This is a genomic window from Sinomonas humi (assembly GCF_000802235.1).
Classification (GTDB): Bacteria; Actinomycetota; Actinomycetes; order Actinomycetales; family Micrococcaceae; genus Sinomonas; species Sinomonas humi.
The window spans coordinates 64734-86097 of the sequence record NZ_JTDL01000033.1 but is presented as its reverse complement, the minus strand read 5'-3'; the positions used below and the strand labels follow the sequence as shown (position 1 = coordinate 86097).

General features: G+C 68.0%; 19 protein-coding genes. 9 read left to right on the top strand and 10 right to left on the bottom strand.

Annotated features, from left to right (window positions below; all coding sequences use genetic code 11):
• Positions 1-29 precede the first annotated feature (29 nt).
• Positions 30-1709, bottom strand: coding sequence for a RecQ family ATP-dependent DNA helicase (locus tag LK10_RS02050; protein WP_043119758.1), 1680 nt, complete (start codon positions 1707-1709; stop codon positions 30-32).
• 15 nt (positions 1710-1724) lie between these two features.
• Positions 1725-2138 (bottom strand): CBS domain-containing protein, encoded by a 414-nt coding sequence (locus tag LK10_RS02045; RefSeq protein WP_043119756.1) that lies wholly within the window; start codon positions 2136-2138, stop codon positions 1725-1727.
• Between the two features lie 314 nt (positions 2139-2452).
• On the opposite strand from LK10_RS02045, the gene LK10_RS02040 reads away from it, so the two are divergent.
• The 3 genes from LK10_RS02040 to LK10_RS02030 are packed head-to-tail and all read left to right on the top strand — an operon-like array spanning position 2453 to position 4439.
• Positions 2453-3079 (top strand): biotin transporter BioY, encoded by a 627-nt coding sequence (locus LK10_RS02040; protein ID WP_043119753.1) that lies wholly within the window; start codon positions 2453-2455, stop codon positions 3077-3079.
• A complete protein-coding gene (locus LK10_RS02035; protein WP_052206836.1) occupies positions 3076-3798 on the top strand; it encodes an energy-coupling factor ABC transporter ATP-binding protein in 723 nt (240 codons plus the stop codon). The genes LK10_RS02040 and LK10_RS02035 overlap by 4 nt, the downstream gene beginning before the upstream one ends.
• A complete protein-coding gene (locus LK10_RS02030; RefSeq protein WP_043119751.1) occupies positions 3798-4439 on the top strand; it encodes an energy-coupling factor transporter transmembrane component T family protein in 642 nt (213 codons plus the stop codon). The genes LK10_RS02035 and LK10_RS02030 overlap by 1 nt, the downstream gene beginning before the upstream one ends.
• A gap of 84 nt (positions 4440-4523) precedes the next feature.
• On the opposite strand, the gene LK10_RS02025 is transcribed toward LK10_RS02030, so the two are convergent.
• The 7 genes from LK10_RS02025 to LK10_RS01995 all read right to left on the bottom strand — a co-directional run bounded on the left by LK10_RS02025 (position 4524) and on the right by LK10_RS01995 (position 12022).
• The gene (locus LK10_RS02025) at positions 4524-5729 is read right to left on the bottom strand and encodes a thiolase family protein (protein WP_043119750.1); all 1206 of its coding nucleotides are present in this window, start codon (positions 5727-5729) and stop codon (positions 4524-4526) included.
• Positions 5710-7110, bottom strand: a complete 1401-nt coding sequence (locus tag LK10_RS02020; protein ID WP_043119749.1) for a class I adenylate-forming enzyme family protein — start codon at positions 7108-7110, stop codon at positions 5710-5712. Before LK10_RS02020 ends, LK10_RS02025 begins: the two co-directional genes overlap by 20 nt.
• Before the next feature lie 176 nt (positions 7111-7286).
• Positions 7287-7631: a metal-sulfur cluster assembly factor gene (locus tag LK10_RS02015; protein WP_043119747.1), complete on the bottom strand. Its 345-nt coding sequence runs from the start codon at positions 7629-7631 to the stop codon at positions 7287-7289.
• Positions 7632-7649: 18 nt separating this feature from the next.
• Complete coding sequence (sufC, locus tag LK10_RS02010; protein WP_043119746.1) at positions 7650-8423, bottom strand: Fe-S cluster assembly ATPase SufC; 774 nt, start codon at positions 8421-8423, stop codon at positions 7650-7652.
• 76 nt (positions 8424-8499) lie between these two features.
• Positions 8500-9765, bottom strand: a complete 1266-nt coding sequence (gene sufD, locus LK10_RS02005) for a Fe-S cluster assembly protein SufD (RefSeq protein ID WP_043119745.1) — start codon at positions 9763-9765, stop codon at positions 8500-8502.
• Entirely contained in the window at positions 9765-11234 is a 1470-nt protein-coding gene (sufB, locus tag LK10_RS02000) for a Fe-S cluster assembly protein SufB (protein ID WP_043119744.1), read from the bottom strand. The genes sufD and sufB overlap by 1 nt, the downstream gene beginning before the upstream one ends.
• Positions 11234-12022: a helix-turn-helix transcriptional regulator gene (locus tag LK10_RS01995; RefSeq protein ID WP_231567554.1), complete on the bottom strand. Its 789-nt coding sequence runs from the start codon at positions 12020-12022 to the stop codon at positions 11234-11236. Before LK10_RS01995 ends, sufB begins: the two co-directional genes overlap by 1 nt.
• Positions 12023-12228: 206 nt before the next feature.
• Between LK10_RS01995 and LK10_RS01990 the strand changes: the two genes are divergently transcribed.
• The 3 genes from LK10_RS01990 to LK10_RS01980 are packed head-to-tail and all read left to right on the top strand — an operon-like array spanning position 12229 to position 14965.
• Positions 12229-13251 carry an ABC transporter ATP-binding protein gene (locus tag LK10_RS01990; protein ID WP_052206835.1) on the top strand — a complete coding sequence of 341 codons (1023 nt, stop codon included), beginning with the start codon at positions 12229-12231 and terminating at the stop codon, positions 13249-13251.
• Positions 13248-13991: an ABC transporter permease gene (locus LK10_RS01985; RefSeq protein ID WP_043119741.1), complete on the top strand. Its 744-nt coding sequence runs from the start codon at positions 13248-13250 to the stop codon at positions 13989-13991. Before LK10_RS01990 ends, LK10_RS01985 begins: the two co-directional genes overlap by 4 nt.
• Before the next feature lie 44 nt (positions 13992-14035).
• On the top strand, positions 14036-14965 hold the full coding sequence (locus LK10_RS01980; RefSeq protein WP_043119739.1) for a COX15/CtaA family protein: 930 nt from the start codon (positions 14036-14038) through the stop codon (positions 14963-14965).
• Between the two features lie 159 nt (positions 14966-15124).
• On the opposite strand, the gene LK10_RS01975 is transcribed toward LK10_RS01980, so the two are convergent.
• A complete protein-coding gene (locus LK10_RS01975) occupies positions 15125-16102 on the bottom strand; it encodes a heme o synthase (protein WP_043119801.1) in 978 nt (325 codons plus the stop codon).
• A 279-nt stretch (positions 16103-16381) separates the two neighbouring features.
• Between LK10_RS01975 and tkt the strand changes: the two genes are divergently transcribed.
• The 3 genes from tkt to LK10_RS01960 all read left to right on the top strand — a co-directional run bounded on the left by tkt (position 16382) and on the right by LK10_RS01960 (position 21289).
• On the top strand, positions 16382-18493 hold the full coding sequence (gene tkt, locus LK10_RS01970) for a transketolase (protein WP_408021430.1): 2112 nt from the start codon (positions 16382-16384) through the stop codon (positions 18491-18493).
• A 67-nt stretch (positions 18494-18560) separates the two neighbouring features.
• On the top strand, positions 18561-19682 hold the full coding sequence (gene tal, locus LK10_RS01965; protein ID WP_043119737.1) for a transaldolase: 1122 nt from the start codon (positions 18561-18563) through the stop codon (positions 19680-19682).
• Positions 19679-21289, top strand: coding sequence for a glucose-6-phosphate isomerase (locus tag LK10_RS01960; protein ID WP_043119735.1), 1611 nt, complete (start codon positions 19679-19681; stop codon positions 21287-21289). The genes tal and LK10_RS01960 overlap by 4 nt, the downstream gene beginning before the upstream one ends.
• The last annotated feature ends 75 nt before the right edge of the window (positions 21290-21364 follow it).

Here is a 21364-nt window from a genome sequence, read left to right as displayed (position 1 = left end):
TCAATCAGGCGGGCGCAACCCGGTCCCGTTCATTCAGACCCACTCTCCCTTACTAACAGTCCCTTGCTCTCGTCGATCACCGCGAGCGCGAGCTCCTTGTAGCCGACGGATTCGAAGAGGACCGTGATCCGGTCCGGCTCCACGGACATCACAAGTCCGGGCCCCCACTCCCTGTGGCGGACTGGCGTCTGTAGGGGCCATTCGTCCGTCGTCGCTGCCTCGCGCTCCTCGGCCTCCTCGGCGCTTCCCTCTTTGAGGCAGTTGTCGCAGTTGCCGCACCAGGCATCCGCCTCCTCGCCGAAGTAGTTCAGGAGCCAATGGCGCCGGCACGCATCTGTCTCTGCATAGCCTCGGGCCATTTCCACGCGGGACTCGTCGATTCGCTGGCGGGACTCGTCTTCGGCTTGGGCGAGTTCCACTGCATGCTCTGAAGACATGCCTGGCGCAGCGCGGTAGCCCCGGCTTCCCCCCAGAACTGCGCCGCTGTGTTCGAGGAGGTTGAGGGCACGGGATAGTGCCCGCGGACCCACCTCGGTCTCGCGTCTGAGCGCAGCAGCGCGAATCGGCCCCCTGTCGCGCACTGCCTCGAACACCGTTTCCGCATCCTCCTCGTTGAAGGAACGCCCTGCGAAGAAGCGCTGCAGCCCGAGGTCCTCGGACCGGTAGTGGAGGACGGCGAGCGCCTGTTCGCCGTCGCGGCCGGCCCGGCCAATCTCCTGATAGTAGCTGTCGAGCGAGTCGGGGATGTCTGCGTGGACGACGAAACGGACATCTGGCTTGTCGATGCCCATCCCGAACGCGGTCGTCGCGACGACGACGTCGAGTTGGTTGTCGAGAAAGCGTTCGTGCGTTGCCCTCCGGTCAGCCGTCCGGAGGCCTGCGTGATAGGCCTCGGCGCGCAGGCCCCGCTGGGAGAGTTCGTCCGCGTACTCCTCTGCGACTCGGCGCGTCGCGACATACAGGAGGCCTGGGCCCGGCAGCTCGGCAACTTCGTCGAGGACCGCCTTTCGCTTGTCGAGGTCGCCCGAATGCCGGGTCACCCGCAGTTCGATGTTGGGCCGATCGAAGCTCTGGACGAGCTCAAGGGGATCCCTCAGCCGGAGTCGTTCGACGATCTCGGTGCGTGTGTGCGGCGAGGCTGTTGCGGTGAGCGCGATCACGGGCGGGGCACCGAGGCGCTGGGCGACGTCCCCGAGGAGGAGGTAGTCGGGGCGGAAATCGTGGCCCCACGAGGAAATGCAGTGTGCCTCGTCCACGACGAAGAGCGCGATGTCGAGCGCCGCGAGGCGCTCGATGGTCTCCTCACGCGCCAGCTGCTCGGGGGCCAAGAACACGAAGCGCGCGTGGCCGTCGTCGAGCGCGGCCCATGCCTGCCGGACCGCACGTGCGCCGACGACGGAATTGAGGACGACGGCGCGGCCCTCGCCAAGGCGCTCGTTGATCGCCTCGGCCTGGTCTCGTTGGAGAGCGATGAGGGGGCTCACGACCAAGGTCACACCAGAGAGCGCTGCGCCCGGGATCTGGTAGATCAGGGACTTCCCGTGACCGGTGGGCATGACGGCGAGAACGTCGCGTCCCTCCGCAGCTGCGACCAACGCCTCGAACTGGCCTTCACGCCACGCGTCGATCCCGAACTGCTCAGTGGCTATGCGTCCAAGTGTCTCTGCCCACCGAGAATTGACCTGCTTATGCTGCCGAGTAGTTGTCATCCAGGAAAGCCGGTCTCAGAAGGAGATCAGCTTGACGAGTTCGCCGACCTGGTCCTCGGGCAGACTTCTGGCGATGTCGGCCTGAGCGACCATACCCACGAGGTCATGGCCGTCGACCACGGGGAGGCGGCGGACCTTGTGTGCCTGCATGGTCTGAATCGCTTCCTCCACGCTGTCGTCGGCGCCGATCGTCACAGGCTTGCCCTCAGCGAGGCTTCCGGCCTTCGTGTTCCGCGGGTCGCCTCCTTCTGCGAGGCATTTGACCACGATGTCGCGGTCGGTGATGACACCCTTGAGCCGGTTGTCGTCCCCGCAGATGGGGAGCACGCCCACGTCAAGGTCCCGCATCTTCTGGGCTGCGACCTCGAGGGTTTCGTTCTCGCCGACGCATTCGGCTCCTGGAGTCATAATTTCGCGCGCGGTAGTCATCCGATTCCTCCTATGGATTGATGGGCCGCCATACCGCGGCCCGGGCCGTTTCAACTGCGGTGGCGCACTCCAATGTCGGCGCAGTTCAATGGCGGTGGTGAAGTCCCGATCCTTTTGGTCAGGGCCAACCTCGGATTACCCGCGCCGCGCGGCAGAAAACGCAGCGACAGGAGCGAAGAGCGCCTCCCTTGTAGCCCACCGCCAAGGGTGGGCCGGAGGGCATAGTGGGCTTCTCACAAAATGGGGCCTGACTGCGGTGCGTAGCCTTCTGAATCAGAGTTCCGGCGAGGTGCCGGCCCGCCCAAGGAGGATCCATGAGCCAGAAGACCGAGCCCACGGCGCCGGGAACACGCCGGGAACGTCGGACTTGGGACGCACAGTCCCTCGCTCTCGTCGCGGTATTCGCGGCTCTGGTCGCGGCATCGGCGCTGGCCCCCGCGATCCCGGTGGGGAGCTTCGGCGTCCCGATCACGGTCCAGACGCTCGCGGTGGCGCTCACCGCGCTCGTCCTCGGGGCGTCCAGGGCCGCGGCCGCCGTCGGACTCTACCTACTGCTCGGTTTCGCCGGGCTGCCGATCTTCTCAGGCGGCCGCGCGGGCCTGCAGATTCTCGCCGGAGGTTCGGCCGGGTACATCGTCGCGTTCTTCGTCGGGGCTTTCGTTCTGGGGGCGCTCGCGCAGCTCATCGTGCAGCGGGCCAGTGCACGTCGGCGCACCCTCTGGTTCTTCTTGGCCGCAACGGGCGTGTCGATCGTCGTCGTCCATGGGCTGGGCGTGCTCGGCATGATGGTCAACCTCAAACTCTCGTGGCCGGCCGCCTTCGCCGCTGACCTCGTCTACTACCCAGGCGACATCCTCAAGAACGTGATCGCCGCGGTCGCTGCGGCAGCCGTCCACCGAGCCTTCCCCGACGTGCTGGTCCGCAGGGTCCGGCGCTCGTGAGCCGTATCGAGCTCGCGGGAGCCCGCGTCACGGTCCCCGTGGAGGCGGACTCCGGCCCACGCGAGAAAGTGGTGCTCGACGGCGTCGACGTGGTGCTCACTGAGAGCCGTGTCGCCGTCATCGGCGCCAATGGTTCGGGGAAGTCGACGCTCCTCCGGCTCCTCAACGGCCTGGTCGAACCAAGCTCGGGGACCGTACGCATCGACGGCCTGGACACCTCGCGGGAGACGCGTGCAGTCCGCCAGCGCGTCGGATTCGTCTTCACGGACCCCTTATCCCAACTCGTCATGCCGACCGGGCGAGAGGACGTCGAGCTCTCCCTGCGGCGACGCCATCCGAATCGAGGGGAAAGAGCGGCAGCCGCGCAGGAGGTCCTGGGTCGCTTCGGGCTTCAACGGCTCGCCGACCAGAGCGTCTACGAGCTCTCGGGCGGTGAACGGCAGCTCATGGCGCTCGCAGCTGTGCTCGCGGTCGACCCCTCGATCCTTGTCCTCGACGAGCCGTCAACCCTGCTCGACCTCCGCAACCGAGAGCTCCTGCGACGGACCCTCGCGACCCTCCCCCAACAGGTGATCTTCTCGACGCACGATCTCGAACTCGCCCTCGACGCCGAACGCGTGCTCGTCGTCGAGGCTGGCCGCATTGCGTTCGACGGCGACCCCACGGAGGCAGTTCGGTTCTATCGCGACCTGTGCGGCGCAGGGTTGGGGCCGCTCTGATGTCCGGAGGGAGGCCCGGGGGGATTCTCGGCGGCTACGTGCCGGGCAATTCGTGGCTGCATCGGACACCTCTGTGGGTGAAGTTCCTCGCCGTCCTGATCGCGGGCGCGGCGAGCTTCCTCCTGCTTGACTGGCGAGTCTCCGCCGTCTCCCTCGCGGCCGTGCTCCTTGCATGGCTCTCGGCCGGGCTTGGCCTTCGGCGGCTCGCAGGCTCCACACGCGTCGTCGTGCCGCTCCTGGCTGTCCTCTTCGCTTTCCAGTGGTGGCAGCAGGGGCCAGCCACAGCAGCGCGAATCGTCCTGAACCTGCTGCTGTGCTTCGTCGCCGCAGGCGTGCTCACCGCGACAGTCCCTTTGCAGGACCTGCTCGACGCCGTGGCGCGCCTCGCCTCGCCGTTCCGGCGATTCGGCGCCGATCCCGAGCGCTTCGCACTCGCGATCGCGATCATGGTCCGCAGCGTCCCCGTCCTTGCGGGTGCCTTCTATGAGGTCGGAGACGCAGCGCGAGCGCGAGGCCTTGAGCGCAGTGTCCGGGCGCGCACGCTGCCAGTGGTGCTCTCGACAGTCGCCTACGCCCGGCGGACCGGCGATGCCCTAGCAGCCCGAGGCCTCGGCGACCCCGACGAGGACTCCTCCCTCTGACCCCGACCCGCGGCCACCTCCCACCCGAGCCGTGGGCACTTATTCGCATCTTCCCGCTCCCTTGGCGAGAAGTGCCCACACGTCTCAGGGGAGGCGACGGCTTTCGAACAGCGCGGCTGTGCCGAGGCCGCCAGCCGAGCTGATCATCGCGAGGCACATGGAGCCCTCGGGCAACGACTGTGCCCGGGCAAGGAGGCGCACCACCGAGACGGCTCCGGAAGCCGCGTAGGCGTGGCCGAGGGCAAGCGAGCCGCCCTCGGTGTTCAGGATCCGATCGAGGTGTCCGTCATCGAGACCAAGCCTGTCCATGCACGCGAGCACCTGGCCCGCGAAGGCCTCGTTGAACTCGATGGCCGCGATCTCGGTCGGAGCTAGGCCGTGGCGCTCGAGCAGGATTTCGACGGCGGCGGCCCCGCCGAGTCCCAGCCTTCGAGGATCGACGCCGGCCGTTGCTGCATCGACGAACGCGAGCGCTGTTGCCCTCGACTGATCGAGCGCGCCAGCGTGTCCGGGGGCGACGACGAGGACCGCCGCCGCGCCGTCGGCGTCGCCGCAGGAGTTCCCGGCCGTCACCGCTCCCCCGGGCACGAACGCCGCGGGGAAGCGCGCAAGCAGCGGCGCGTCAAGGCGCGGCCGCGGCCCATTGTCGGCAATCACGGACGTTGCGCCTGCCCGCACTGGTACCAGCTCAGCGTCGTACGAGCCTGCCGAGGCCGCGGCGAGTGCACGGCGGTGGCTCCGAAGGGCGAACCAGTCCTGCCGATCCCGCGAGACGCCGGCTTCGCGGGCCACCGCCTCGGCCGCGACTCCCATCTCCGGGTCCCCATCGCCGCCCTCCCCGCGCGGAGCATGCTGGGCCCGCGAGAAGAACTCGATCGCGCCGTCGGCCTTGCGGCGCCCCCGCACAGGAGCGGTGCTGATCGACTCGGCGCCGCCAGCCAGAAGCACTTGACCCGCGCCGGCCTGGGCGAGCCGGCACGCGAGGACGATCGCATCGAGACCCGAACCGCACTGGCGATCGACCGTGAGCCCCGGTACCGACTCGGGCAGGCCCGCCTCTAGCGCGGCGAGGCGCGCGAGGTTTCCCCCGCCGCCGGCGGCGTTGCCGACGACGACCTCATCGATAGCCCCTGCCGAAACCCCCGTCCGCTCGACGAGCCCCCGCAGGACCGGTGCAAGCAGGTGCTGGACCTCGACCTCCGCGAGCGAGGTGCCGGCGCGGGCAAGCGGAGTCCGCAAGCCCGCGACGACGAGGGGCGCGTTGCCTCGCTCAGACGAGTTGGCGGGCACGGCTATCGCCTTCGAGGATCCACCGCTGGAACTCCGCGCGGCTGAGCTTTCCACGCTCGGTAACGGGGAGCTCGTCGAGTTCGAGGTACTGGAGCGGCCTCTTGGCCGGGGGAAGCCGCCCCTCGAGCCCCGCCCTCAGTTGCAGCTGGCAGAGTCCGGCGTGGGCCGGGACGATCCCGGCCACCACGCGCTGCCCGCGGATGTCGTCGGCCACGCCGGCGACGACGACCTCCGCGACGCCGGGAAGCATCGCCAGCGCGGCCTCCACCTCGTGCGGGTACACGTTGTGCCCGCCGGTGTTGATCATGTCCTGTGTGCGTCCCAGCACGTGCAGCTCGCCGTCGCGCAGGAACCCCTGATCGCGCACCGTGCACCACTCGCCCAATCGAGTGAAGGCGCGCCCGTCGTCGCCCCAGACATATCCGTCGCTCACCATGGCGCTTCGAACTGCGATATTTCCAGTCTCCTCGGGCGCGACAGGCACTCCCTCGTCATCGAGGATCCCGAGTTCGACGCCGGGGAACGCACGCCCGACGGCGGTCCCCACCTCCGCGGGCGCCTCCCCTGGGCGATGAGCCGTGGCGGCCACGAAGCTCAGTTCCGAGGCACCGTAGTACTCCCAGACGACCGCCTGTGGCGCCCATCGCCGGGTCGCCTCCAGCGTGCGCCGGTCAAGCTTCTGGCCTGAGCACACCACGCCGGTGATCCCGCTTGCGTCGACGTCTCCCGCGAGCCCGCGCTCGGCGATCACGCGCAGCATCGTCGGTACCAGGACCAACCTCGTGATCCCACGGGCCAGGATTTCCGCGTGCGAGTCCGCAACATCGAAGTGCGGGAGGGTGTGGAAGGTCGCGCCCGCGTAGAGGCACTCGGAGAGCGTGTAGAGGTTGAGGCTGGCCGATAGGGGGCCTGGGGCGAGAACGTGATCTTCAGGAGTCAGCCCGAACAGACGAACCGACGCGTCGAACGACTGCCGCCACGAGGACCTGGTCCGTGAGAAGGCCTTCGGCACCGACGTCGTGCCGGAGGTCAGTCCCACGAGGAAGCTCGCGCCGTCGTCGCCGTCCTCGAGTGGTGCCGGTTCGACGGCCTGGCTGCCCCAGCGCGTGTCGAGCAGCCCGCCGACTCGCTCTGTGAGGGCGGCGGGCCACGCAGGGTCGAGCACGGCGCACTCTCGCTCCGCGGCCACCCCCGCCGCCCACCGGACTGCGAAGCCCACGCCGTTAGGTGCCTGGAGAACCCGTGCGTCCTCACCGGAGCCGGCCAGGCGGCCCGCTTGAGCCGCGAGCTCGGCCCACGAAAGGTGCTCGCGCCCGCAGACGACGGCGGGCTCGTCCGGCTTCTCGGCCGCCCACGCGGCGAGACGGTCGAGGAAGGGCATCTCACGATTTTATCCGGGCCCGCGCCCGACGGGCCGCTCGATGACGGCGGTTGACGACGGCGGACACTCCGCCGCCCCCGCCGAGCCAAGCACGACGACGGCCGGCGGCCTCTGGGAAGAGGGACCGCCGGCCGGCGTACTAGGACCCGCGCGAGGACGGACAGCAGATGCTGTTCTCAGATGTTGAAGCCGAGGGCTCTCATCTGGTCGCGACCGTCCTCGGTGATGCGTTCGGGACCCCACGGAGGCATCCACACCCAGTTGAGGCGCCACTCGTCGACGACGCCGTCGAGGACCTGGCCCACCTGCTCCTCGAGCATGTCGGTGAGCGGGCAGGCTGCGGTGGTCAGGGTCATGCTGATGAGCAGGGTCCCGTCCTCACCGTATTCGAGCCCGTAGACCAGTCCCAGATCCACGACGTTGACCCCCAGTTCGGGGTCGATCACGTCCTTAAGCCGCTCCTCGACGTCCTCGAGGGCGGTCTGTGCTGGCTGGAGCCCAGCAGCTTGGGGATCAGACATGGCTCTCCTTTGTTCGGACTAGGCCTGCACCGCGGTGCCAGCGCCGGCGAGGTAGCGGTCGTAGCCCTCTTCCTCGAGGCGGTCGGCGAGCTCGGGGCCGCCTTGCTCCGCGATCTTGCCGTCCACGAAGACGTGGACGAACTCGGGCTTGATGTAGCGCAGGATCCGCGTGTAGTGCGTGATGAGCAGCGTGCCCATGTTGCCGGCCGCGTGGGCGCGGTTCACGCCCTCGGAGACAACCTTGAGCGCATCGACGTCGAGGCCCGAGTCCGTCTCGTCGAGGATGGCGAACTTCGGCTTGAAAAGCTCGAGCTGGAGGATCTCCACGCGCTTCTTCTCGCCGCCTGAGAAGCCTTCGTTGACGTTGCGCTGGGCGAAGTCGGCATCGATCCGCAGCTGGGCCATCGCCTCCTTGACTTCCTTGGTCCACGAACGGATCGCCGGGGCGTTGCCGTCGATCGCGGTCTTGGCAGTGCGGAGGAAGTTCGTCATCGTGACGCCCGGCACCTCGACGGGGTACTGCATTGCGAGGAACAGGCCAGCGCGGGCGCGCTCGTCCACGCTCATCGCGAGGACGTCCTCGCCGTCGAGCGTGATGGAGCCCGAGGTGACGGTGTAACGCGGGTGGCCCGCGATCGTCGAGGCGAGCGTGGACTTGCCCGAGCCGTTGGGGCCCATGATGGCGTGCGTCTCGCCCGTCTTGACGGTGAGCGTGACGCCCTTGAGGATCTCCTTGACACCCTGCTCGGTCTCGATCGAGACGTGCAGGTCCTTGATCTCCAGAGTCGACATGTAGTTTCTCCTTGCACCCGGGAACACCGGGCTGTGCTCTAACGGTCCCCGGCGCCGCCGGGACCAATCCTGTGGGTCAGTTGTCTCCGGCTTCGAGCTCGCGCTCGACGGCCTCGGTGAGGTGCTCTTCGATGGAAGGCACGCCGATCTTCTGGATGATCTCGTGCAGGAAGCCGCGCACTACGAGACGCCGCGCGACATCCTCGGGAATCCCCCGGGCCATGAGGTAGAACAGGTGCTCGTCGTCGAAGCGCCCGGTTGCGCTCGCGTGCCCGGCGCCCTTGATCAGGCCAGTCTCGATCTCGAGGTTCGGCACCGAGTCAGCGCGACCACCGTCGGTGAGCACAAGGTTCTGGTTCTTCTCATAGCTGTCCGTGCCCTCGGCCTGCTTCTGGATCAGCACATCGCCGACCCACACAGTGTGCGCGTCCTTGCCCTGGAGCGCCCCCTTGTAGAGGACGTTGGAGACGCAGTTGGGCTGGGCATGGTCTACGAACGTCCGGTGCTCGAGGTGCTGGCCCGCGTCAGCGAAGTACAGACCGAAGAGCTCTGCCTCGCCGCCCGGCTGCGCGAAGCGCACCGTCGGGGTGAGGCGCACAAGCGAACCGCCGAGCGAGACCGCCACGTGCTTCACCTTGGCGTCCTGGCCCACCTTGACCTGCTGCGACGACGCGTGGACCGAGTCGTCCTGCCATTCCTGGAGCGAGACCAGGGTGAGCTCGGCGCGGTCGCCGACGACGACCTCCACGTTCTCGGCGACGATCGCCTGGCCGTTGTGGTTCAGCACGACGACGGCGCGCGCGCCTTCCTCTGCGACGATCACTATGTGCTGGGCGGCTGCCGCCAAGCCAGCACCGGTGAGCGTGACGAGGACGCGGTCCTCGAGCTGGACGCCGGAGGGGACGGTGATGATGGTGGCCTCGGAGAAGTGCTCCCAGGCGTTCGCGGACACGCGGTCCTCGGGGACGCCGGCGGAGCCGATACGCGGATCCTCGCGGCCAACGGTCTCGACGCGCACCTGCTCGGGTGCCTCAACCGCAACGGCCGGCGCAGCGCCGTCGAGCGCGTCCTTGTGAAGTCCGCCGAGGCGACGCAGCGGGGTGAACCGCCACTCCTCTTCGGTTCCCTTGAGCTCAGGGAAGTCCGCGAGGCGATAGGAAGTGAGCCGGCCGGCGCGCGAGCTGTCCGGGATGCCGTAGCCGCCTCCGTGGGAGTGGCTCTTGGCTGCGTCTCCACCGAGGGGACCGGTGGCCACTGGAGTCGGCGAGAGGCTCTCGCCCTCCTCTGTGAAACCGGCGATCGAAGGCGCCCCGATGCGCGCTTTCTCAGTTGTTTCAGTCATTAACCGACGGACCCTTCCATCTGCAGTTCAATGAGGCGGTTCAGCTCGAGGGCGTACTCCATGGGAAGTTCGCGCGCAATCGGCTCGATGAAGCCGCGCACAATCATCGCCATGGCCTCGTCCTCGGGGAGGCCGCGGGACATGAGGTAGAAAAGCTGCTCCTCGCTCACGCGCGACACGGTGGCCTCGTGGCCGAGCACCACGTCGTCTTCACGGATGTCGATGTACGGATACGTGTCGGAGCGGGAGATCGTGTCCACGAGGAGGGCGTCGCAGCGAACGGTGTTTGCCGAGTGCTTTGCGCCTTCACGCACCTGGACGAGGCCTCGGTAGGCAGCGCGACCGCCGCCCCGCGCGACCGACTTCGAGACGATCGAAGACTTCGTGTTCGGCGCGATGTGGACCATCTTCGAGCCCGTGTCCTGATGCTGGCCCTCGCCCGCGAACGCGATCGAGAGGGTCTCGCCCTTGGCGTGCTCGCCCACGAGGTACACCGCTGGATACTTCATGGTGACCTTCGAGCCGATGTTGCCGTCGATCCACTCCATCGTGCCGCCCTCGTGGCAGATCGCACGCTTGGTCACGAGGTTGTACACGTTGTTCGACCAGTTCTGGATGGTCGTGTAGCGGACGCGCGCGCCCTTCTTCACGACGATCTCGACAACTGCCGAGTGCAGCGAGTCCGAGGTGTAGATCGGGGCCGTGCAGCCCTCGATGTAGTGGACGTAGGAATCCTCGTCCGCGATGATGAGCGTCCGCTCGAACTGGCCCATGTTCTCCGTGTTGATACGGAAGTAGGCCTGAAGCGGGATCTCGACGTGGACGCCCTTGGGGACATAGACGAACGAGCCGCCGGACCACACTGCGGTGTTGAGGGACGCGAACTTGTTGTCGCCGACCGGGATGACCGTGCCGAAGTACTCCTTGAAGAACTCCGGGTGCTCCTTGAGCGCCGTATCCGTGTCGAGGAAGACCACGCCCTGCTTCTCGAGGTCCTCGCGGATCTGGTGGTAGACCACCTCGGACTCGTACTGGGCGGCGACACCGGCGACGAGTCGGCTGCGCTCGGCCTCCGGGATGCCGAGCTTCTCGTACGTGTTCCGGATGTCCTCGGGGAGGTCCTCCCAGGACGCCGCCTGCTTCTCGGTCGAGCGCACGAAGTACTTGATGTTGTCGAAGTCGATGCCGGAGAGGTCTGCGCCCCACAGCGGCATGGGCTTGCGGTCGAAGTACTTGAGGCCCTTGAGCCGCAGGTCGAGCATCCACTCGGGCTCGCCCTTCTTCGCGGAGATGTCGCGGACGACGTCCTCGTTGAGTCCGCGGCGAGCGTTGGCGCCTGCAACGTCCGTGTCGGCCCAGCCGTACTCGTACGTGCCGATCCCGTGGAGCTCAGGGTTCTTCTCCAGAATCTCCGAGATCACGGTGGGCTCGACGTCCACGTTGTGCTTCTCGGCCAATTGATCCGTCATCACGGCCTCTCGTTGGTAGGGACGGGGATTACGTCAGCGTGGGGGCTCCGGGAACCAGAGTCGGTCAGTCTGGCTCCCCGCCCTGTAGGGATGTGCGTCGTGCAGACGTGGCCGCCGGAGGCGAGCGTCGAGAGACGGCGTACATCGACTCCGAGCAGCCGCGAGAACACGGCGGTCTCCGTGTCGCAGAAGACCGGGAACTCGGCGGCAAGCTCCTGCACTGGGCAGTGGCCCTGGCAGAGCTGGACACTCGCGAGGTGATCGGGGATCCGCTTTCCTGCGCGGCTCGCTACTTCCGCGGCCGAAGCCACGAATCCGTCGTCCGTAAGGGCTTCGGCGAGGGCACGCGAACGCGCAGCAACATCATCGCCGGCCGCGTCGACGAGCGGCTGATACCGCTGTTCCATCGCTGCGAAGCGCTCCTCGGCGAAGTCTTCGACGGCGCCGGGACCGGCAACGTCGGAGAGCCTGTGGAGAGCTGTTCGGGCGATGTCGAGGTAGTCGTCCCCTATGGACGACTGGCCCCGTGAGGTCAGGACGTAGCGGCGGGCGGGACGACCGGCGCCGGTGCCGGAGGTAGCGACTCGCTTGACCTCCACAACGCCTGACTTGGTGAGGGCGTCAAGGTGGCGGCGGACCGCTGCCGGCGTGACATTGAGCAGCTCGCCGAGCTCGGCGGCGCTCACGGGGCCATGCTCGAGCACGGCGCTGAGGACGCGATCACGGGTGCGGTCCTCGACGTCGCGGGGCACTCCCCGGCCGCGCGGCTGTGCCGGCGCAGGTGTCATCGTCATGGAATACACAACACAATCTTCACCTAATCTCTTCCCCACCTCCAGTAAGGAGGGGCTTAGTTAGGCGATAGGTGCGTCACATCCACCGTTCCTCCGGCTCGCGCGGGTACCGTCGAGACCCAGTTCGGGCACGTCGCGACCACTGTTGCCCCGGCCGCCCAGCACTCGTCCGGCGCCGCTACTACGTTGCGTAGAATGGAATGGTGCTCAGAACCGGTTCCCCCTGCCTCGAGATCGAGGGGCTGATCCACGACGTCGGGCCCATCGCCGCCGAGGGCGGTCGTATGAAGCGGGTGCTCGCCGGCGTCGACCTCACAGCCTATGCCGGGCAGGTCACCGTACTTCTCGGCGTCAACGGCGCGGGCAAGACGACGACGCTCGAATGCGCTCAGGGCCTCCGGCGCCGCACAGGCGGCGTCATACGCCTCCTCGGCGACGACCCCCAGACCGCGGGCGCCGACCTGCGGGCGCGCGTCGGCGTCATGCTTCAGGACGGCGGCCTCCCGCCGTCCGCGCGGCCCATCGCGCTGCTCAAGCACGTGGCGGGCATGTACCGGAACCCGCTCCCGGTGGACGAACTCGCCGAGCGCCTCGGGCTCAATCAGTTCGCCGGCACGAATATCCGCCGACTCTCCGGTGGACAGAAGCAGCGCGTTGCCCTCGCCGCGGCCCTCGTCGGGCGCCCTGAAGTCGTCTTCCTCGACGAGCCGAGCGCCGGCCTCGATCCGCAGTCCCGGCAGGTCGTCTTCGACCTCATCCATGAGCTGCGGACCCAAGGGCTCGGCATCATCCTCACGACCCACCTCCTCGACGACGCGGAACGGCTCGCAGATTGGGTCGCGATCCTTGACCGAGGGCACATCGTCGCGGAGGGCACCGTCGCTGAACTCCTCGGAGGCGCCGCCCAAGCCGCCCGCCGCATGACAGTCCGAGCGCCCTCGGGCCTCGACCTCGCGGCGGCCTTCGCCGCGACCGCCCCCGGGATCGACGTCCGCGAATCCCCCGCCGGGCACTACACGATCGAGGGCGAGTTGGCCACGACGCACCTCGCCGCCCTGGCCCAATGGCTCGATGCCAGAGGAATCATGCCAAGTTCCCTCGAGCTGGGAAGCCGGAGTCTCGAGGACGTGTTCCTTGGCATCGCCGAGGCCTCGGCCGCGCAGGACTCCCTGGCAGCCACCAGAGCGCATGAGGCCGAAGGCCGGAAAGTCGAGACAGCATGAGCACCGCCACCTCCCTGTCGGGACGCGTCTGGCAGCAGGGCCGCTACGAGACGCTCACTATGCTGCGCAACGGCGAACAGCTCGTCCTGATGGTCGTCCTGCCCCTCATGGCCCTCATCGGCCTCACAGTCACGCCGTTCCTCGACGGGCTCGGCCCGAACCGGGTCGACGTAGCCGCCCCCGGGGTCCTGGCTCTCTGCACGATGTCGACCGGGTTTACCGGCCAAGGGATCGCGACAGGCTTCGACCGACGCTACGGCGTGCTTCGCTTCCTCTCGACGACCCCGCTCGGCCGGGCCGGACTCATCGCCGGGAAGACTGTCGCCGTGCTCGTCGTCCTCGCGATCCAGGTCGTCGTGATCGGCGGCGTCGCATGGCTCCTCGGATGGCGCCCAGCGTTCCCGGGGGTCATCCTGGGTCTCGTGCTGCTCGCCGTCGGCGCTGCCGTCTTCACCGCGCTCGGGCTCCTCGTCGCAGGAACCGCGCGGCCCGAGGCGACGCTCGCCGTGACGAACCTCGTCTGGATCCTGTTCGGAGTCTTCGGCGGAATCGTGATGCCAAGCAGCAAGCTGCCGTCCCAGATTTCGGGCATTGTCGGCTTCCTGCCTTCAGGCGCCCTCGGTGACGCCTCGCGCGCGGCGTTCCTGCACGGCGCGCTCGACATTCAAGCGGCAATCGTTCTGATCGTCTGGGGCGCCGCGGCTGGCCTCGCCGCCATCCGCTGGTTCAAGTGGAACTAACGGCCGTCCCTCAGCCCACCCCCGATCCCGGAGAGAAAAAGACCATGTCCCAGACCGCCGTCCGCCGCTTCGTCGGCTGGCTGCCCACCGCCGTCGACGTGCGCGTTCGCGTGCTCGCCGTCGCTTCGCTCGTCGGGCAGATTGTTCTCATCGTGACAGGCGGCGCCGTACGCCTCTCATCCTCCGGGCTCGGCTGCCCGACGTGGCCCCGCTGTACCGCGAGCTCACTCACCACGACGCCGGAAATGGGTTACCACGGGGTCATCGAATTCGGGAACCGGCTGCTCACGTTTGCGCTCAGCGCCGTCGCGGTCGCGATGCTCGTCGCGGTGTGGAACCTCCGCAAGGAGCGGAAGGACCTCTTCTGGCTCTCCGTCGCCCTTCTGGCCAGCATCCCAGCACAGGCCGTCATCGGCGGCATCTCCGTGCTGACCGAGCTGAACCCGTGGGTCGTCGCCCTGCACTTCCTGGTGTCGATGGCGCTCGTCGTCTTCGCGACGCTCCTCGTGAACCGTGCGTACGGGCGTTCCGGCAGGTTCATGTCCCGTTCGCTGCCTGCACTCCCCAGCTCGATGCGCCCGGTTACGGCCGCAACAGCGGGCGCGGTAGCCCTCGCCGTCCTCCTCGGCGTCGTCGTGACGGGCGCAGGGCCCCACGCGGGCGATGCCAACGCTCCCCGCAATGGCCTCGACTGGGACTTCGTCGCGCATCTCCACGCCGTCCCGGCCTATCTCGTCACGTTCGGCGCCCTGTTCGCCGTCGTCATCGTGCTGGCCCGACGCGTTGGGGGCCCGTTCCGCCCGGCCGTCCTCGGCCTCCTCGGCCTCACGGTGCTGCAGGCCGCTATCGGCATCACCCAGTACTACACGGGTATCCCCGCCCTGCTCGTCGGGCTCCACATGCTTGTGGGAGCACTGCTCATGGCGGAGGCAACCAATGCTGCGGACCTCGCCCGCTGGAGCCCGCGCGCGTGACTGGCCCCGTAACTCAGTCGGGAACCTAGTCGGGCGAGGCAGAACCTAGCCGGGCAAAGAGGAGCCCGTTAACGAGAAGGGCGGCGGCGTCGTGAATCACCACGACACCGCCGCCCTCTTTTCAGTTCGCTTCCGGAAGCGCTATTCCTGGCAGCGCATTCAGCGCACGAGCGGCAACCCGACGAACGGATCTACCGCGAGGGCGAGGAAGAGGATCGTCAGGTAGCTGATGGACCCGTGGAAGACCTTCATGGCCTTCTTGTCCTCGATCTCTTCGCGCTGGGCTCGGGAGTACAGGGCGTGTGATTCCCAGAGGAACCAGCCCCCCGCGGCGACGGCTGCGAGGGTGTAGACCCAACCGGCGTGGCCGAGCGGGACGAGCAGCAGCGAGCAGATCACCATGGCCCACGCGTAGAGGACGACCTGCACCGACACGACCTTCGCCCCCGCGACCGCGCCGAGCATCGGCACGTGCGCGTTGCGGTAGTCCTCGCCGTAGCGCATGGAGAGCGGCCAATAGTGGGGCGGCGTCCAGAGGAAGATCACCATGAAGAGGACGACGGCGGGCCAGCTCACCGTGCCGGTCACGGCCGCCCAAGCGATGAGGACGGGGAAGCAGCCAGCGGCGCCGCCCCACACGATGTTCTGCGCGGTGCGCCGCTTGAGAACGAGCGTGTAGACGACGACATAGAAGAAGATGGCGCCGGCGCCCAGCACGGAAGAGAGCGGGTTCGCACCGAACCACAGGATCGCGAGCGAAGCGATGCCGAGGATCCACGCAAATGCGAGCGCTTCGCGCGGCGTCACCTCGCCGGTGACGAGGGGGCGGTTGACCGTGCGCCGCATGAGACGGTCGATGTCCCTGTCTATGTAGCAGTTGAAGGCACCCGCGCTGCCCGCAGCAAACGCACCGCCGATGAGGGTCGCGGCGATGAGGCCGATCGACGGGAATCCGCGCTGGGCGTACATCATCGTCGGGAGCGTGCTGACCAGGAGCAGTTCGATGACGCGAGGCTTCGTGAGGGCAACGTAGGCCTTGAGCTTGCGGGCTACCCTCGAGCCTTGGGGGCGTGCGGGTGCATGGGCATCGGTACTCACGGGTGCGCGACTCTTTTCTTCTTCTCTCGGAACCTCCATCATACCCGCGCGCGTATCACCGGCATTTCGGTCGGATCACCGCCGGGACGTCACCTGCGTGATTCACAATCCGCGCAATTTGGGGCAAACCGCTGACCACCGAGGAGCCGCGTGCGTAGTATGTGAGCTGGTTGTCCCGATACCGCAATGTGCGGAATGCATGCCGGGATAGACGAAAAGACGTTTCAATGGTGAACGGCCGGCTGGCTGCCGAGGGCCCACCATGACGGGTTTCTGAGGCAGCGGTCCGCCGTCAGCGATCGAGAGGGGCTCGTTTACGTGCCTGCTGTGGATGTTGAAGAACTGACGTGGACTGACGTTGACCGCAAAGCGGTGGACACGATCCGTGTGCTGGCGGCCGATGCGGTGCAGAAGGTCGGCAACGGACACCCGGGCACGGCGATGAGCCTGGCTCCCGCAGCGTACCTGCTGTTCCAGAAGCTCATGCGCCACGATCCGGCTGACCCGCAGTGGATCGGCCGCGACCGGTTCATCCTTTCGCCGGGCCACTCCTCCCTCACCCTCTACATCCAGCTGTTCCTGGCCGGGTACGGGCTCGAGCTGAAGGATCTCGAGGCGCTGCGCACGTGGGGCTCGCTGACCCCGGGGCACCCGGAGTACGGGCACACGAAGGGTGTCGAAATCACGACGGGGCCGCTCGGCCAGGGCCTGGCCTCCTCGGTCGGCTTCGCCTACTCCCAGCGCCGGGAGCGGGGCCTGTACGATCCCAAGGCACCCGAGGGCGAGTCGCCGTTCGACCACACCGTGTGGGTCATCGCCTCCGACGGCGACATGCAGGAGGGCGTGACCTCGGAGGCGTCCTCGCTCGCGGGCCACCAGGAACTGGGCAACCTCGTGGTGATCTACGACGAGAACCACATCTCGATCGAGGACGACACGGACGTCGCCTTCACCGAGGACGTCCTCAAGCGCTACGAGGCGTACGGCTGGCACACCCAGCGCGTGGACTGGACCGCCGGCGGCGAGTACGCCGAGGACGTCCAGGGCCTCTACCGGGCACTGCTGGCCGCGAAGGCCGAGACTGGGCGCCCGTCGATCATCTCGCTGCGGACCATCATCGGCTGGCCCGCCCCGACCAAGCAGAACACGGGCAAGATCCACGGCTCGGCCCTCGGCGCCGACGAGGTCGCGGCCCTCAAGCAGGTCCTGGGCTTCGACCCGGAGAAGTCGTTCGACGTCGACCCGGAGGTCCTCGAGCACACCCGGGGCGCGCTCGAGCGCGGCCGCGAGGAGCATGCCGCGTGGCAGGAGTCCTTCGACGCATGGGCCGCGGCGAACCCCGAGGCCGCGAAGCTGCACGAGCGCATCGAGGCCCGCCGCCTGCCTGAAGGCTGGGAGGAATCCCTCCCCGAGTTCCCCGCGGGCAAGGACGTCTCGACCCGGGCCGCCTCGGGCAAGGTCCTCAACGCGATCGGCCCGGTCCTGCCGGAGCTGTGGGGCGGTTCGGCGGACCTCGCGGAGTCGAACAACACCACGATCGAGGGCTCGCCGTCGTTCATCCCTGCCTCGCGCTCGACCGCCGCCTGGAAGGGCAATCCCTACGGCCGGGTGCTGCACTTCGGCATCCGCGAGCACGCCGCAGCCTCGATCGTCAACGGCATCACCCTGGGCGGGAAGACCCGCGCGTTCTCGGGCACGTTCCTGATCTTCTCCGACTACCAGCGCCCGGCCATCCGTCTCTCCGCGCTCATGGGGATCCCCTCGACGTACGTCTGGACGCACGACTCGATCGGCCTCGGGGAGGACGGCCCGACCCACCAGCCCGTCGAGCAGCTCGCCTCTCTGCGCGCGATCCCGAACCTCGACGTCGTCCGCCCGGCCGACGCGAACGAGGTCGCCGTGGCCTGGAAGACCATCCTCGAGCGGACCTCGAACCCCGCGGGCATCGTGCTGACCCGGCAGAACCTGCCGACCTGGGATCGCGGCGAGGGCGGCTTCGGCTCCGCCTCTGGCGTGGCGAAGGGCGGCTACATCCTCGCCGAGGCCCAGCGCGACGGCCAGGACGTGACCCCGGACGTGATCCTCATCGGCACCGGCTCCGAGGTCCAGCTCGCCGTCGCCGCACGGGAGGCCCTTGCCGCCGAGGGAATCGCGGCACGCGTCGTCTCGATGCCCTGCGTGGAGTGGTTCAGGGCCCAGGACCCCGAGTACCGCGACTCCGTCCTGCCCGCGTCGGTGAAGGCGCGAGTCTCAGTCGAGGCCGGCCTCGCGCTCGGCTGGGCCGAGTTCGTCGGGGACGCCGGCCGCAGCATCAGCCTCGAGCACTACGGCGCCTCGGCCGACTACAAGACCCTCTTCACCGAGTTCGGCATCACCTCCGAGGCAGTGACCCTCGCCGCCAAGGATTCAATCGCAGCCGCTCAGCGTTAACAAAAGAGAGAGTGCGGCTACCCCGCCATTCGGGGCACTGACCATCCCCTCAAGAGGAGGAACCGAAATGACTACCCCCACTCAAGCCCTCTCCGACGCAGGCGTGTCGATCTGGCTCGACGACCTCTCCCGCCAGCGCCTCCAGGACGGCTCCCTCAAGGCGCTGATCGACGAGAAGAACGTCGTCGGCGTGACCACGAACCCGACGATCTTCCAGGGCGCGATCACGAAGGGCCACGGCTACGACGCGCAGCTGCGCGAGCTCGTCGCGGACGGCGCGGACGTCGAGCGCACGGTGTTCGAGCTCACGACGCGCGATGTCGCCGACGCGTGCGACCTCTTCGCCCCGGTCGCCGAGGCGACCAAGGGCGTGGACGGTCGCGTCTCGATCGAGGTCGACCCGCGCCTCGCATGGGACACCGCGGGCACGATCGCCGAGGCCAAGAAACTGCGGGACAAGGTCAACAAGGGCAACGTCTACATCAAGATTCCTGCCACGCTCGAAGGTCTCGAGGCGATCGCCGAGACCCTCGCGAACGGGATCAGCGTCAACGTGACCCTGATCTTCTCCCTCGAGCGCTACCGCGCAGTGATCAACGCGTTCCTGACCGGGCTCGAGAAGGCCAAGGAGAACGGCCACGACCTCTCGAAGATCCACTCGGTCGCCTCGTTCTTCGTCTCCCGCGTGGACAGCGAGGTCGACAAGCGCCTCGAGGCCATCGGCACCGACGAGGCCAAAGCCCTCAAGGGCAAGGCCGGCCTGGCCAACGCCCGCCTGGCCTACCAGGTGTTCGAGGAAGAGTTCACGACCGAGCGTTGGAAGCTGCTCGCGGATGCCGGCGCCCTGCCGCAGCGCCCGCTCTGGGCCTCGACCGGTGTCAAGGACCCCAACCTTCCGGACACGCTCTACGTGACCGGGCTTGTTGCCCCTGGCGTAGTGAACACGATGCCCGAGAAGACCCTCGAGGCCACCTTCGACCACGCCGAGGTCGTCGGCGACACAATCCACGGCAGCTACGAGGAGTCCAACGCCCATCTGGATGCGCTCGAGAAGATCGGGGTCTCCTACAACGACGTCGTCGCCGTCCTCGAATCCGAAGGCCTGGACAAGTTCGTCGCATCGTGGAACGACCTCCTCGCCGACGTCGAGCGCACTCTCTCGGAGACGGCCCAGGGGGCCCGCGCGTGAGCGCCCTGACGTTCGACGCGACCGGCGCCGCACGCGAGGCTGTCGAGTCTCGCGTGCCGGAGCTTGCTGCTGACAGCGTCGCGAGCCGCATCTTCGCCAAGGACCACACGCTGTGGGGCAAGGATGCTGAAGAGGAATCGGCCAAGCGTCTCGGCTGGATCGAAGCATCCAGTGTCTCGCAGCCGCTCGTGGCGGACATCGTCAGGCTGCGAGACGAGCTCCGAGCAGAGGGCGTCGACCGCATCGTGCTGTGCGGCATGGGCGGTTCCTCGCTGGCCCCGGAGGTCATCACCGCAACCGCGGGCGTCCCGCTCGTCGTCCTTGACTCGACCGATCCCGAGCAGGTCTCCGCAGCGCTCTCCGAGCGCCTCGAGGCCACCGCGATCGTCGTCTCGTCCAAGTCCGGTTCGACCGTCGAGACCGACTCGCAGCGGCGGGCGTTCGAGGGTGCCTTCGAAGCGGCTGGCATTGACGCGAAGCGGCGCATCGTCGTCGTCACCGACCCGGGCTCGCCGCTTGAAGCCGCCAGTCGAGAGGCCGGATACCGAGCAGTGTTCAACGCGGACCCGAATGTGGGCGGGCGCTACTCGGCGCTCACGGCCTTCGGGCTCGTGCCCTCGGGCCTCGCGGGCGTTGACATCCAGGCCCTGCTCGACGAGGCCGAGGAAGCAGCCGAACTTCTGCGCGACGACTCGGAAGACAACATCGGCCTCCAGCTCGGCGCGGCTCTCGGCGGCACGTCCCCGCTGCGCGACAAGATCGTGATCGTCGAGGACGGTTCGGGCATCAACGGCTTCGCCGATTGGGCCGAGCAGCTCATCGCTGAATCGACCGGCAAAATCGGCAAGGGGATCCTCCCCGTCGTCGCGTCGGTCACCTCGCCTGAGGTGACGGAGGACGCCGACGACGTCCTGGTCGTCCGGCTTGTCTCGGCTGACGCCGAGCCCGTCCTCGGGCCGAACCAAGCCGCGGTGGGCGGCACCCTCGCAACGCAGATGCTCGTGTGGGAGTTCGCGACCGCCGTCGCCGGGCGCCTTCTGGGCATCAACCCGTTCGACCAGCCCGACGTGGAGGCCGCCAAGGCCGCCGCTCGCGGCCTGCTCGATGCCCGTCCCGAGCCGACTCCGGCCAACTTCACAGAAGGCGCAATCGAGGTTCGCGGGGGCGATTGGCTGGGGGGTGCGTCCACTGTCGAGGAGGCCGTCAAGGCACTGCTTGCCCAGCTGAGCCCCAAGGGCTACCTGAGCGTCCAGGCGTACCTCGATCGGCTGGCCTACCCGCAGCTTGAGGGCGTCCGCGACCTCTTTGCGAAGGCAACGGGGCGCCCGACGACGTTCGGCTGGGGACCCCGATTCCTCCACTCGACCGGGCAGTACCACAAGGGCGGTCCGGCTGTTGGGGTCTTCCTCCAAGTGACGGCGTCGGCATCGAACGACGTAGAGATTCCCGGCCGGCCCTTCACGTTCGCTCAGCTCATCGAGGCCCAGGCTGCTGGAGACGCCCAAGTGCTCGCCGAGCACGGCCGGCCGGTACTCCGGCTGCACCTCACGGACCGCGACGCCGGTGTTCAGCAACTGACCGACCTGGTCTCTGGTCTGGCGCGCTGAGGCTGCGAGCCGCCGGCCCGGCCTTCCCGGCCGGGCCGGCGGCTTTTGCTCGGTTCCGCTTTGCCGGACCGCATG